The sequence below is a fragment of the Actinomadura syzygii genome (assembly GCF_008085905.1).
Classification (GTDB): Bacteria; Actinomycetota; Actinomycetes; order Streptosporangiales; family Streptosporangiaceae; genus Spirillospora; species Spirillospora syzygii.
Genome location: NZ_VSFF01000002.1, coordinates 307,324 through 320,000, shown reverse-complemented (window position 1 = coordinate 320,000; position 12,677 = coordinate 307,324). Strand labels below are relative to the sequence as shown.

11 protein-coding genes are annotated in these 12,677 nt (G+C 72.4%); 8 read left to right on the top strand and 3 right to left on the bottom strand.

Annotation, left to right across the window (positions count from 1 at the left end):
* Nucleotides 1-31: 31 nt before the first annotated feature.
* The 5 genes from FXF65_RS05725 to FXF65_RS05705 are packed head-to-tail and all read left to right on the top strand — an operon-like array spanning nt 32 to nt 5,172.
* Nucleotides 32-1,063: a 3-oxoacyl-ACP synthase III family protein gene (locus FXF65_RS05725; protein WP_148348648.1), complete on the top strand. Its 1,032-nt coding sequence runs from the start codon at nt 32-34 to the stop codon at nt 1,061-1,063.
* 2 nt (nt 1,064-1,065) lie between these two features.
* A complete protein-coding gene (locus tag FXF65_RS05720) occupies nt 1,066-2,985 on the top strand; it encodes an HAD-IIIC family phosphatase (protein ID WP_148348647.1) in 1,920 nt (639 codons plus the stop codon).
* Nucleotides 2,982-3,287, top strand: coding sequence for an acyl carrier protein (locus FXF65_RS05715; protein ID WP_148348646.1), 306 nt, complete (start codon nt 2,982-2,984; stop codon nt 3,285-3,287). Before FXF65_RS05720 ends, FXF65_RS05715 begins: the two co-directional genes overlap by 4 nt.
* Entirely contained in the window at nt 3,284-4,087 is an 804-nt protein-coding gene (locus tag FXF65_RS05710; RefSeq protein WP_148348645.1) for a 2-oxo acid dehydrogenase subunit E2, read from the top strand. The genes FXF65_RS05715 and FXF65_RS05710 overlap by 4 nt, the downstream gene beginning before the upstream one ends.
* On the top strand, nt 4,084-5,172 hold the full coding sequence (locus tag FXF65_RS05705; protein WP_148348644.1) for an alpha/beta hydrolase: 1,089 nt from the start codon (nt 4,084-4,086) through the stop codon (nt 5,170-5,172). Before FXF65_RS05710 ends, FXF65_RS05705 begins: the two co-directional genes overlap by 4 nt.
* Before the next feature lie 79 nt (nt 5,173-5,251).
* Here FXF65_RS05705 and FXF65_RS05700 read toward each other — a convergent pair whose 3' ends face one another.
* From FXF65_RS05700 to FXF65_RS05690, 3 genes are read right to left on the bottom strand one after another with little or no spacing between them, the layout of a single operon-like run.
* Nucleotides 5,252-6,019 (bottom strand): AfsR/SARP family transcriptional regulator, encoded by a 768-nt coding sequence (locus FXF65_RS05700; RefSeq protein WP_148348643.1) that lies wholly within the window; start codon nt 6,017-6,019, stop codon nt 5,252-5,254.
* On the bottom strand, nt 6,016-6,792 hold the full coding sequence (locus tag FXF65_RS05695; protein ID WP_148348642.1) for a thioesterase II family protein: 777 nt from the start codon (nt 6,790-6,792) through the stop codon (nt 6,016-6,018). The genes FXF65_RS05700 and FXF65_RS05695 overlap by 4 nt, the downstream gene beginning before the upstream one ends.
* A gap of 35 nt (nt 6,793-6,827) precedes the next feature.
* Nucleotides 6,828-7,079: a DUF5988 family protein gene (locus FXF65_RS05690; RefSeq protein WP_148348641.1), complete on the bottom strand. Its 252-nt coding sequence runs from the start codon at nt 7,077-7,079 to the stop codon at nt 6,828-6,830.
* Nucleotides 7,080-7,535: 456 nt separating this feature from the next.
* Between FXF65_RS05690 and FXF65_RS05685 the strand changes: the two genes are divergently transcribed.
* The 3 genes from FXF65_RS05685 to FXF65_RS05675 all read left to right on the top strand — a co-directional run bounded on the left by FXF65_RS05685 (nt 7,536) and on the right by FXF65_RS05675 (nt 12,537).
* A complete protein-coding gene (locus tag FXF65_RS05685) occupies nt 7,536-10,415 on the top strand; it encodes a helix-turn-helix transcriptional regulator (protein WP_281288879.1) in 2,880 nt (959 codons plus the stop codon).
* A gap of 211 nt (nt 10,416-10,626) precedes the next feature.
* Nucleotides 10,627-11,907, top strand: coding sequence for a cation:proton antiporter (locus FXF65_RS05680; RefSeq protein WP_246198375.1), 1,281 nt, complete (start codon nt 10,627-10,629; stop codon nt 11,905-11,907).
* Between the two features lie 21 nt (nt 11,908-11,928).
* A complete protein-coding gene (locus FXF65_RS05675) occupies nt 11,929-12,537 on the top strand; it encodes a TetR/AcrR family transcriptional regulator (protein WP_148348638.1) in 609 nt (202 codons plus the stop codon).
* Nucleotides 12,538-12,677 lie beyond the last annotated feature (140 nt).

The following is a 12,677-nucleotide window of genomic DNA, read 5'->3' as shown; positions in this document are numbered from 1 at the left end:
TCAAGCCGAAAACGTGCAGGAAAGGTGCCCGATGACCGTCCCCGACATCAGGCTTCGCTCGGTCGCGACGACACTTCCGGGCCCCGCCGTCGACAACGCGACGCTGACCCGCAGGTTCTCCATGCCGAGTGCCTGGGAGACCTGGATCGACGACTTCGTCGGCACCAGGACCCGGCACTTCGCCGTCGACCTCGGCACCGGCGAGGTCCGGCACACGCTCACCGACCTCGGCGCGGCGGCGGGCCGAAAGGCGCTGGACGACGCGGGCGTCGACCCCGGCGAGGTCGACCTGATGGTCCTCGCGACGTCGTCCCCGGACATGCTCATGCCCGCCACCGTCAACATGGTCGCGGACCGGCTCGGCATCGACGGGCTGCCCGCCTACCAGCTCCAGTCCGGCTGCACCGGAGCCGTCCAGGCGATCGACGTGGCCTGCCAGCTCCTGCGCGCCGGACGCGGCCGGACCGCCCTCGTCCTCGGCGCGGACTCCTGCGCCAAGCACCTGGACGTCACCGTCGACCCCGCGACGCTCACCCCCGCCGAGCAGATCAACGGCGTGCTGTTCGGGGACGGCGCGGGCGCGATGGTCCTTAGCACCGAGCCCGTCCCCGGCCGCGCCGTGCTGCGCGGGGTGCTGCTGAAGCTCGCCGGGCTGGGCCGCGCGCCGGGGCAGACCGTCGCCTGGTACGGGGAGCGCGGGCGCACCGGCGGGGACCGTCCGATCGGCGAGGACTACAAGGCGATCGAGGAGTCCGTCCCGGTTCTCGCGGCGGAGGCGCTCGACGAACTGCTCGACGACCTGGACTGGAAGGAGTCCGACCTCGACTACCTGCTGCCGCCGCAGCTCTCCGGGCGGATGACGGCCCGCATCGTCGAGCGGCTCGACGTGCCGGGCGCGCACGAGGTCTCCTGCGTCGCAGAGACCGGCAACACCGGGAACGCGCTGCCGTTCTTCCAACTCGAACGGGCGCTGCCGCGGATGGTCGCGGGCGACCGCGCCGCCGCCGTCGCCATCGAGTCCAGCAAGTGGATCAAAGCGGGCTTCGCACTGGAGAAGGTCTGACCATGGACACTCCCGACAGCCGAGAGACCCTGCTCGACCTGCATCGCAGCGGCAAGCTCGTGGACCGCTACCCGGCCGTGCCGGGGCTGCTCGCCGAGCTGTCCGGCGCCGAGCTGGTCACCGCCGGGCGGCTGCTCGCCCGGCTCGACCCGGCCGAGGTCGCCGCCGCCCATCCCGGCGTCCCGGCCGTGACCGTCGCCGTCACCGGGCACGGGACGCTGGCGCAGCTCGTCCCGCCGCTCACCGCCGAGCTGGCCAGGCACGGCCTGCTCGCCCGCCCGGTCGTCTCCGACTTCGACGGGTGGGTGTTCGACCTCGGCGACCCGGAAAGCGAGCTGTACGCGGCCGAACCCGACCTGACGCTGTGCGTGCTCGACCCCATGGTCGTGTTCGACGAGCTGCCGCTGCCGTGGCGGCCGGACGACGTCGAGCGCGTCGCCCGCGAGAAGGCCGACCTGGTCGAGCGGCTCGCGGAGCGGTTCCAGGAGTCGGGACGCGGGACGCTGGTGCTCAACACCGTCCCGCTGCCGCACCGGTTCGCCGCCCAGCTCGTCGACCACGGCTCGCGGGCCCGGCTCGGCGTGCTGTGGCGCGAGTTCAACGTCCGGCTGCTGCGGCTCGCGGAGCGGTTCCCGGCGGTGACCGTCCTCGACCTGGACCCGCTCGTCGCCGTGGGCGAGGCCGCGACCGACCCGAGGCTGAGCCAGTACGCGAAGGCGCACCTGTCCCCCGGCCTGCTCGCCCGGTACGCGCGCCAGGTCGGGCACCTCGCCCGGCACGTCACCGGACGGACGAAGAAGGCGCTCGTCCTCGACCTGGACGGGACCGTCTGGGGCGGCATCGTCGGCGAGACCGGACCCGAGGGCATCGAGGTCGCGGACGGCTACCGGGGCGAGGCGTTCGCCGCGTTCCAGCGGGTCGTCAAGCAGCTCGGCGCGCAGGGCGTCCTGCTCGCCGCCGTCAGCAAGAACGACCCCGAGCCGGTCGCCGCCGCGTTCCGCGACCTGCCCGGGATGACGCTGCGGGAGGACGACCTCGTCCGCATCGTGGCGAACTGGCGTCCGAAGCACGAGAACCTCACCGAGCTGGCCGCCGCGCTCGGCATCGGCGTCGACTCGTTCGTGTTCGTGGACGACAGCCCCTACGAGCGCGGCCTCGTCCGGCACGCGCTGCCCGGCGTCGCCGTCGTCGCGGTGGACGAGGAGCCCGCCCTGCACGTCGAGGCCCTGCTCCGGGACGGCTGGTTCGACGCCCGCGCGCTGACCGACGAGGACCATGCCCGCGTCGGCCGCTACCGCGCGGAACTCGACCGCAAGGACTTCCTCGACACCTTCGACTCCCTCGGCGACTACCTGCGCGGCCTGGACCTCAAGGTGCGGATCGCGGAGGCGGACGAGGCGCAGATCCCGCGCCTCTCCCAGATCACGCTGCGGACCAACCAGTTCAACCTGACCACGGTCAGGCTCCAGCCGTCCGACGTGCGGGCCCTGCTGGACGGCCCGGACACGTCCGTCCTCGCCGTCGAGGCGGGCGACCGGTTCGGCGAGCACGGCGTCGTCGGCGCGCTGTTCCTGCGCCGCGACGGCGCCACGCTCCACATCGACAACTTCCTGCTGAGCTGCCGGGTGTTCTCCCGCGGCATCGAGCAGGCGTGCCTCGCGGCCGTCCTCGCGCACGCGCGCGACGCCGGCGCCGCCCGGGCGTCCGGGCACTACCGGACGAGCCCGAAGAACGGCAAGGTCGCGGACTTCTACCAGCGCAACGGCTTCGTCCCCGCGGGCCCCGGCTCGCCTGGCGAGCACGGCGAGCACGGCGAGCACCACGACGGGACGGCCGCGCGCTACGACCACGACCTCGCCGACATCCCAGACCCCCCGGAGCACATCCATCTGATCAACGGCCTTGGAGGCGAAGGTTCGTGAACACCATCGAGGAGTTCCGCGCGCTGCTGCGCGAGGAGCTCGGCCTGTCCGTGACCGAGGAGGACCTGGCAGCGCCGCTCGACCAGGTCCCCGGCTGGGACTCCGTGCACGTCCTCTCCCTGCTCACCCTGCTGGAGCGGCGCACCGGCCGCAGCCTGCCGCTGAGCTGGTTCCTGGAGGCGAGCACGCTCACCGAGATCTTCGGGCTGGCCCGCACGGACACCCGCACGGACACCCGCACCGACAACCGCACCGACAACCGCGCGGACACCCGGACCGGCGCCCGGACGACGGCGCCGTGAGCGTCGCGCCGATCGCCCGCGAGCGCCGCCCCACGCTGCGCTTCCTCGACGAGATCCGGTCGTTCGCCCCGGTCCACCTCGACACCGAGGTCGACATGACCGGCGTCCGGGCGCACCGGGCCGCCGCGCACGCCGCGGGCCGCCACTACTCGACCACGTCGTACGTGCTGCACGCCGCCGCGCGGGTGCTCGCCGCCCGGCCCGCCGCGAACGCGGCGATCCGCGGCCGCGTCCGGCCGAGGGTCGCGCGGTACGACACCGTGAACGGCAAGTTCACCATGGACCGGACGCTGGGCGGCGAACGCGTCGTCCTCTCCGCCGTGCTGAACGGCCTGGAGCATACGAGCCTCGACGGCATCCAGGAGCAGCTCGACCGGTTCCGCGACGGCGACCCCGAGACGATGCCGGAGTTCGCCGGGGCCCGGCTGCTGCGGCGGCTCCCCTGGCCGCTCGGCACGCTCGCGTTCCGCGCCGGGGTGCGGCCGCTGCGCCGCCGCTCCGCGACCATGGGCACGTTCGCCGTCACCTCCCTCGCGCACCGCCCCGTCGACGGCTTCCACTCGGTCGGCGGGACGACGATCACGCTCGGGCTCGGCCGCACCGCGGACCGTCCGGTCGTCCGGGACGGGCGGGTCGCGGTCGCACCGGTCATGCGGCTGAATCTGACCTTCGACCACCGGGTCGTCGACGGCGCCGAGGCGGCCGACGTCCTCGCCGACCTCCGCGACGCCCTGGAGACGGTCAAGCCCGCCGACCCGCCCGCCGACCCGGCCCCGGCGGCCGGGGAGGAGCGGGGATGAACGACGTCCAGGAACTGAAGCGGTACGTCGGCTCGCACGCCCAGGGCCAGCGCATCAAGGGCTACCGCGAGCTGCTCGACCGGATCGAGGCGGACGAGGGCGGCGGCCCGGGGAGCTGGGTCGGCGAATGGGTCCGCGCGGGCGAGGCGCTGGAACGGCGCGGCCGCCACCTCGACGCCGCCCGCCACTACACGATGGCCAGGTTCCCGTTCGTGGACGGCCCCGACCGCCAGGACGCGCTGGAACGCGGCGTCCGCTCCATCGACCGGTGGGCGGCCGAGCGGGAGGGCGTCGAGCTCCTCACCATCGAGGCGGACGGCGGGACGGTCCGGTGCTGGGCGAGCGGCCTGTCCGCCGCCGACCCGAAGCCGCTGCTGGTGATCATGGGCGGGATCGTCACCGTCAAGGAGCAGTGGGCGCCGCTGCTCGCCGGGATGCGGCGGCTCGGCGTCGCCGGGATCGTCACCGAGATGCCCGGCACCGGCGAGAACGGCCTCCGCTACGGGCCGGACTCGTGGCGGATGCTCCCGGCGATCCTCGACGCCGTCGCCGGACGCGCCGACGTCGCCGACACGTACGCGATCGCGCTCAGCTTCAGCGGCCACATGGCGCTGCGCTGCGCGACCGAGGACCCGAGGCTGCGCGGCGTCATCACGGTCGGCGCGCCGATCGGGGAGTTCTTCACCGACACCGGCTGGCAGCGCCGGCTCCCCCGGATCACCGTGGACGCCCTCGCGCACATGATCGGCGTCCCGTCCGGCGAGGTCGCGGGCGGGCTCGGCGAGTGGGCGCTGTCCGCCGCCCGGCTCGCCAAGCTGGACGTCCCCGTCTGCTACACCGCCAGCCTCCGCGACGAGATCATCCCGCCCGCGGACGTCCGACTGCTGCGGGACAACGTGCGGCGGCTCGAACTCGTCGAGCACGACGACGTCCACGGCTGCCCCGCGCACCAGCGGGAGACGCAGCTCTGGACGGTCGCGTCCCTGTTCCGCTGCCGGAACGTCCGCTCCCCGGCCGGCGGGCTGATCGGCCTGCTCCTGAAGGCCGAACGCGCCCGCGGCCGACTCTCCCGGAACCGCGCCTGACCCGCACGCCGGGGCCGCCGGCACCGACGATCCCCGCCTCCCTGTCGCGCAGGGGAGGCGGGGACGGCCCGGGCCGCGCTCAGATGGCGCAGGCGTCGAGCCCGCGATCACCGGCGAGGATCGCTCGCTGGAGATCCTGCAGCGCCCGGCACGGTTCGAGCCCCAGCTCCTGGCTGAGGGTGTACCGCGCCGTCTGATAGACCTTCAGCGCGTCCGCCTGCCGCTCCGACCGGTACAGGGCGAGCATGAGCTGACGGTGGAAGGTCTCCCGCAGAGGATTCTCTGCGACCAGCGAATAGAGCCGCCCGACCAGCTCCCGGTGCCGGCCGAGCTGCAACTGCGCGTCGATCAGCAGCTCCATGCACTCCAGCCGCGACTCGGTGAGCCAGGTGACGAAGCCGTCGACGATCGGGCCGGACCGCAGGCCCCCGAGGACCGGTCCGCGCCACAGGTTCAGCGCGTCGTCGAAGCAGGCGATGGCCTCCGCGTGGCGACACTCCCGCGCATGCGCCCGGCCCTGGTTCATGAGCTGCAGGAACACGTGGAAGTCGATCTCGTCGACGCCCTTGTGCAGGATGTAGCCCGACACCCGCGTGGCGACCGGGCTGTCCGCCCGGCCCGGACGGCGCAGGAACTTGCGGAGCTGGGACACGTAGACGTGCAGCCCGGCGGTGGCCCGGCGGGGCAGTCCGTCGCCCCAGATCTCGGCCATCAGCCGGTCGAACGAGACGACCTGGTCGGAGCGGATCAGCAGCACCGCCAGCACCGTCTCGACCTTGCGCGCGCTGATCGCGGACGTCCCCGTCCCGTCGACCAGCCGCATCGGTCCGAGTAGCTCGTATCTCACGCTCTGCTCCCCCCGAGCGCCCGCGCGGCGCCGAGCGTTCCGACGACGGTGTCGATCACCTCGGCGGACGCGTCCTCAAGGTAGAAGTGCCCGCCGGGGAAGACGCGCAGGTCGCACGTCCCCGTGAAGTGCTCCTGCCACGCGATGGCCTCGTCCACCGTGGTCTGCGGGTCCGACTCGCCGACGAGGACGGTGACGGGGCAGTCCACCGGTGGGCCTGGCGTCCACGCGTAGCGCTCGATGGCCCGGTAGTCGTTGCGCACCGCCGGGAGGATGGACGCGAGCAGCTCCTCGTCGCGCAGCAGCCGCGCGTCGGTGCCGCCGACCCGGCCGAGCTCGGCGATCAGCTCGGCGTCGTCCATCGTGTGGACGGTCCCGGCCCGCCGCCGCGACGGGGCGCGCCGCCCGGACGCGAAGAACCACAGCGGCGCCGTGCCCCGCTCGGCGGCGAACCGGCGCGCCACCTCGAACGCGACGACCGCGCCCATGCTGTGGCCGAAGAACGCGAACCGCGGCGACAGCCGGTCCGCGAGCACGGCGAAGATCTGGTCGGCCAGCCGCGGGACGCTGTCGACGGGCGGCTCGTGGCGGCGGTCCTGGCGCCCCGGGTACTGCAGGACGAGCGCGTCGATCTCCGGCGGCATGGCCTTGGACATCGGGAAGTAGTAGCTCGCCGAACCGCCCGCGTGCGGGAAGCAAACGAGCTGGACGTCACCGGGACCGTCCGGATGAAACCGGCGTATCCAACGGTCGTCCTCGCGGGAGCGTGGCATGTGCTGGTCCTTTCTCGGCCTGTGGACCGGCCTCGTCACTCGGCGATCTTGGTCCTGGTGGTCCACCGGAAGACCGCGGGTCCGTCCGCGGCCGCGTCGGCCGCGTCGACCAACTCGAAGTGCTCGTATCCTCCGCGGTGGGCCAGTTTGATCGTCCGCGCGCCGGCGTCCGCCCGGCACCGGCGCGTCGATTCGGGGATGTCCGCGGGGCCGCCGACGAGCGCGGCCTCCACCGTTCCGGGCTCCGCCGCGCGAGCGCCGGCGGACCTGCTGTCGGCTTCACTCATTTGACAGACCCTCCAACTCCCGAAGGTGGTCCGTGTCGACCACACCGCATCAATGATGCGAATATCACGGTTTGTAACGGAACACCCCTAGCACCCTTACTCCACCCCTAAGGCGATTCAGGGGGTAAGTAGCGTCAGCGGCTGCCATCACATCGGCCCTCCGGATGGGGCCCGGCCACAACGCCCCCGCTCGATGACCGAAACAAATCGACCTCGACTCTGTGATCAAGTTCCCAGATCTCGCTTCACTCCCGGTCAACCTTTGCGAATACCTGCTCAGAGTGTCCTCGACGACCGTCCGATCCATTCCGCGCACACATCACCGCTGGTCGCGCCGGAAGCCCGCTGATAGACTTACCGATAATTAAGCGCGATGCCGGGCACCGTGCGGGGGCGGCTGCGCAGGGAATTAGAATTCGGTTCGGTTACGTGCGGGAACTTGACCGGGGGCTCCTCATGAGGCTGGTCGAACGAGATAACGATCTTCGTATGCTCGCCGACGCATTCGCCGGCCAGGGGGACGGCGACGGTTCACTGGCGCTGATCAGCGGGGCGCCCGCGACCGGAAAGACGGCACTGCTGCAAGAGTTCGCCGAGCAGGTCAGAGAAGTGGGGGCCGTATTTCTGGAGGCCATCGCCTCGCGCACCGAACAGGGCCAGCCCCTGGGCGTCATCGCGCAACTCCTGCACGGCATGGAACTGTCCGACGAGACGGCCGAACGCGTCGCCCGGCTCATCGACGAGGCCGTCCACTCCGCCGGGCGGGCCGGGACCACTGAACATCCCCCGATCGGGGCGCCGCCGCACGTGCTGCGCGGTCTCTGCAAGATCATTCTCGATCTGGCCGAGCACCGCCAAGTGATCATCGGGATCGACGACGTCCACTACGCCGACCCGTTCTCCCTGGAGTGCCTGCTCTACCTGGTCCGGCGAATGCGCACCACCCGGCTGCTGATCATCCTCAGCCAGTGCGACCGGCGCGTGCAGGGGCACTATCTGCAGTTCCGCGCGGAGCTGTCCAGGCAGCCGCACTGCCGCACCATCCGGCTCGGCCTGCTCTCCGAGCAGGGGGTGGCGGGGCTCCTCGAAACCACCTACGGGCGGGCCGCCGCGCTCCGGCTGGCGCCGACCTTCCACGCGCTGAGCGGCGGCAACCCGCTGCTCGTGCACGCCCTGCTGGACGACCACCTCCCCACCTCGGTGGCCGAGGGCTCGGTGTCGTCCGAGGTCCCGCTCGGCGACGCGTTCACCCAGGCCGTGACCGCGTGCCTGTACCGGTGCGGCAGCGAGACCATGCAGGTCGCCCGCGCGCTGAACCTGCTGGGCGAGGAGGTCGCCCCGGCGGCGCTCGCCGAGGTGCTCGACCTCGACCCCGAGACCGTCGGCCGGGCCGTCGGCACCCTGACCGCGGTCGGCCTGCTCACCGGCGGGCGGTTCCGGCACGACGCCGTCCGGGCCGCGATCTCCGACACGATCACCGCCGCCGACCGGGCCGCGACGCACCGGCGCGCGGCCCGCGTCCTGCACGACCACGGGGCCTCGGTCACCGTGCTGGCGCAGCACCTGCTCGGCGCCGACCAGGTCGACGAGCCGTGGGTCGTCCCCGTGCTGGAGGACGCGGCGCAGGAGGCCCTCCAGCACGGCGCGATCGGCCGGGCGCTGGAGTTCCTGCGGCGGGCGCACGACCTCGCGACCAACGACGAGCAGCGGGCGGCGCTGAAGGCCGCGCTGGTCCGCGCCGAGTGGCGGGTCTCGCCGTCCGCCGCCGCCCGGCACCTGCCCGAGCTCATCCTGCACGCCCAGGAGGGACGGCTGAGCTGGCAGGACGTGTCCGCCCTGATCGGCCATCTGGTCTGGCACGGCCGGCTCGACGAGGTGGTCGGGCTGCTGACCGTCCTCGAACGGCGTCCGGCGCAGGGCACGCCCGGCGACGAGGCCCAGGTCGGGCTCGAAACGCTGCGGTTGTGGGTGTGTTGCTTGTTCCCTGAGCACCTTGGGGCGTTGCGACCCGATTGGAGCGTTCCCCAGCCCGCCGGGCTCGTGTCGTTCCGCGCCCTCGGCCAACTGCGCGCCGCCGACGTCCTCACCGACGCCCTCGACGGCGACATCGACGACAACACCGTCGTCGCCGCCGAGCAGGTGCTCCAGGGCGCGCAGTGGAGCAACACCCCGATGGCCTCCACGTTCGCGGCCGTCGCGGCGCTGATCTTCGCGGGCGAGCTGGACAAGGCCGCGCTGTGGTGCGACGCCCTGATCATGACCCCGGCGAACCGGCACGCGCTCGCGCAGCAGGCGCTGCTGTGGGCGATCCGGGGCGCGATCGAGGTCCGGCAGGGCCGGATGGCCGCCGCCGAGACCTCCGCCCGGACCGCGCTGAACCTGATCTCCCCGCAGGACTGGGGCATGTTCATCGGCCTGCCGGTGACGATCATGCTGGTGGCGACGACCGCGCTCGGCAAGTACCTGGAGGCCGCCCGCTACCTCGCGATGCCGGTGCCGGAGGTGCTGCTCCGCACCCCGCTCGGCCTGCACTACATGCAGGCCAGGGGACGGTGCAAGCTCGCCACCGACAACGGGCAGGCCGCGCTCGGCGACTTCGAGATGTGCGGCGAGCTGATGGTGAAGTGGGGGCTCGACCTGCCCATCCTCGTCCCGTGGCGGACCGACGCGGCCCGCGCGCTGCTCGCGATGGGACGGCGGCGCCAGGCGCGCGGGCTCGTCCACGAGCAGCTCGCGCGGCTGACCTCCGAGCACGCCCAGGTGCGGGGCGTCTCGCTCGGGGTGCTCGCCGCCGCCAGCGACCCGGTCGACCGGCTCCCCCTGCTGAAGGACGCGGTCGCCACGCTCGACAAGTGCGGCGACCGCTGGGAGCTGGCCCGCGCGCTCGCCGCGCTGAGCCAGGCTCACCAGCTGCTCGGCCAGCGGGCCGAGGCGGCCGAGACGGCCGCCCGGGCGCGCCGCCTCGCCGAAGAATGCGGCGTTCCGGAAGAACAATTGTCGCCGATCCATATTCCGCCTCCGGAAATGGCGTCGGACGTTTCCCTGGAAGAGGAGGAGGACGACCTCGACGGCGGGCACTCGCCGGAGGAGCTGAGCGGCGCGGAACGGCGGGTCGCCGACCTGGCCGCACGCGGCCACACCAATCGGCAGATCGCCAACATCCTTTTCATCACGGTCAGCACCGTCGAGCAGCACCTCACCCGGGTGTACCGCAAGCTCAACGTGAACCGGCGCTCCGACCTGCCCGGCAGGCTGCACACCGAGGCCGGGGAACCCGAGCTGGCCGCGCATTGCGCCGGCCCGGGAGAGCACGTGGCGGGCGGCCCCGAAGGCTGACTCAGCGCGACCGGACGACAACCCCTAGACGGCTGGGACAAGGGCCCCGATTCCCCTGAATAGGGGTTCTGCGGCGAAAATCACGCTTATATGATTCGGGCACTGATTTTCGACCGAGAAACGGCGCGTTCGGCCGAGGAGGAAAATGGCATTCGCGGTCGGCCCGGTGGCGCCCCTGGGGGCGCGCGAATTCATGATCTTTCTGTTGCAGGTGGCATTGCTGCTCCTGCTGGCCCTGGTGCTCGGCGAGCTGGCGTCCCGGCTGAGACTGCCGCCGATCGTCGGCGAGCTGTGCGCCGGGGTGCTCGCGGGGCCGTCCGTCCTCGCGCAGCTCTCCCCCGAGCTGTCGGACTGGCTGCTGCCGCGAAGCGCCGCCCAGTTCCACCTCCTGGACGCGGCCGGCCAGATCGGCGTGCTGCTGCTCGTCGGCCTCACCGGCATCTCGATGGACCTCGGGCTCGCCCGCCGCTACGGGGCCACCGCGGCGCGGGTCAGCATCGCGGGGATCGTGATCCCGCTGTCGCTCGGCGTCCTCACGGGGCTCGCCCTGCCCGACTCGCTCGTCCCGGACGGGGCCGACCGGAGCACGTTCGTCCTGTTCCTCGGCGTCGCGATGGGGGTGAGCGCCATCCCGGTGCTCGCCAAGACGCTGATGGACATGAACCTCCTGCAGCGCGACATCGGCCAACTGACGCTGAGCGCGGTGCTGATCGACGACATCGTCGGCTGGCTGCTGCTGTCGGTCGTCTCGGCCATGGCGACGACGGGGGTCCGGGCGGGCGAGGTCGCGCTCTCCTTCGGCTACCTGGGCCTCGTCATCGTGTGCGCGGTGGTCGCCTACCCGCTGGTCGGCAAGGCCCTGCGGCTGGCGGACGCCTCCGACCGCCGGGCGGGCGGCGGCGGTGGCACCACGATCGCCGTCGTGACGACGCTGCTCCTGCTCAGCTCCGCCGCCACCCAGGCGATGAAGCTGGAGGCGGTGTTCGGCGCCCTCGTCGCCGGCATGGTGATCGGCCGGAGCCCGGCCCTGGACCACGCGAAGCTCGGCCCGCTGCGCGGCGTCGTCCGGGCCGTCTTCGCGCCGCTGTTCTTCGCCACCGCCGGGCTCCGCATGGACCTCACCGCGCTCGGCCGTCCGAAGGTCCTGCTCGTCGGGGTGAGCGTGCTGGCCGCCGCGGTGGTCGGCAAGTTCCTCGGCGCCTACCTCGGCGCCCGGCTCAGCAGGCTCGGCCGCTGGGAGGCGGCCGCGCTAGGCGCCGGGATGAACGCCCGCGGCGTCATCGAGGTCATCATCGCGATGGTCGGTCTGCGGCTCGGCGTGCTGAGCCCCGAGATGTACACCATCATCATCCTGGTCGCCATCGTGACCTCGTTGATGGCACCACCCGTCCTCCGCGCCTGCATGGCGCGGGTGGAGACCACACCCGAGGAGCTGCGGCGCGCCGAACGCGCGCACTCCGTCCGTCTTCGTGAGGCTGATGAAGTTGCCTGAACTCACCACCGGATCCTGCCGATGAGTCCGCCGACGGAGGTCTACCGTCGGCGCACCGGCAGCGAGACCAAGGCCGAGATCGAGAAGGTCGCGCTCGCGCTGTTCACCAGGAACGGCTACGAGGCCACCACCATGCGGGAGATCGCCGAGCAGCTGGAGATCACCAAGCCCGCCCTCTACTACCACTTCAGCAGCAAAGAGGAGATCATCCGGACGCTGTTCGCGGAGCACCTCGCCACCTGGGACGAGATCATCTCCTGGGCCGCGGCGCAGCCGCCGTCCCCCCGCCTGCGCCAGGAGGTGCTCACCCGGTGGGCGAACGCCACCCGGCACCGGCGGATGGAGCTGATCAGGCTCGCCGTAGCCAACCAGGAGTCGATCAAGGCGCTGGCGCCGCTGCGCACCGGCATGGCGAGCCGACTGACCGAGCTGGTGACGATCCTGATCGGGCCGGACGCGTCCGTCCGCGACCGGATCCGCGCGCGGATGGCGGTGCTCAGCATCAACATCGCGGTGATGACCGGGCAGGAGCTCGGCGCCGACGAGGGCGACATCCTGGACATCGCGCTGGAGGTCGCCCTCCGGGTGCTGCCCGACCTCGACGACGCCCCTGGGCAGCCGGACGGGTAGCCGCGCGGATACCGGGGCCGGCCGCGGGAGGTCTGCGTCACTGAAGGGCAAAGTCGCCCGCTTCGGCGGCGTGTCGGCACTACGCTGGACGTCACAGAACGCTGTCGATACGCGCCGCACAGTAGTGCGTAGGAGCGGAA

Bases quoted from the DNA above. Each gene is read 5' to 3' on its own strand.
- FXF65_RS05695 (WP_148348642.1), bottom strand. From the start codon at position 6,792: ATGCCACGCTCCCGCGAGGACGACCGTTGGATACGCCGGTTTCATCCG.
- FXF65_RS05725 (WP_148348648.1), top strand. From the start codon at position 32: ATGACCGTCCCCGACATCAGGCTTCGCTCGGTCGCGACGACACTTCCG.
- FXF65_RS05690 (WP_148348641.1), bottom strand. From the start codon at position 7,079: ATGAGTGAAGCCGACAGCAGGTCCGCCGGCGCTCGCGCGGCGGAGCCC.
- FXF65_RS05685 (WP_281288879.1), top strand. From the start codon at position 7,536: ATGAGGCTGGTCGAACGAGATAACGATCTTCGTATGCTCGCCGACGCA.
- FXF65_RS05705 (WP_148348644.1), top strand. From the start codon at position 4,084: ATGAACGACGTCCAGGAACTGAAGCGGTACGTCGGCTCGCACGCCCAG.
- FXF65_RS05720 (WP_148348647.1), top strand. From the start codon at position 1,066: ATGGACACTCCCGACAGCCGAGAGACCCTGCTCGACCTGCATCGCAGC.
- FXF65_RS05675 (WP_148348638.1), top strand. From the start codon at position 11,929: ATGAGTCCGCCGACGGAGGTCTACCGTCGGCGCACCGGCAGCGAGACC.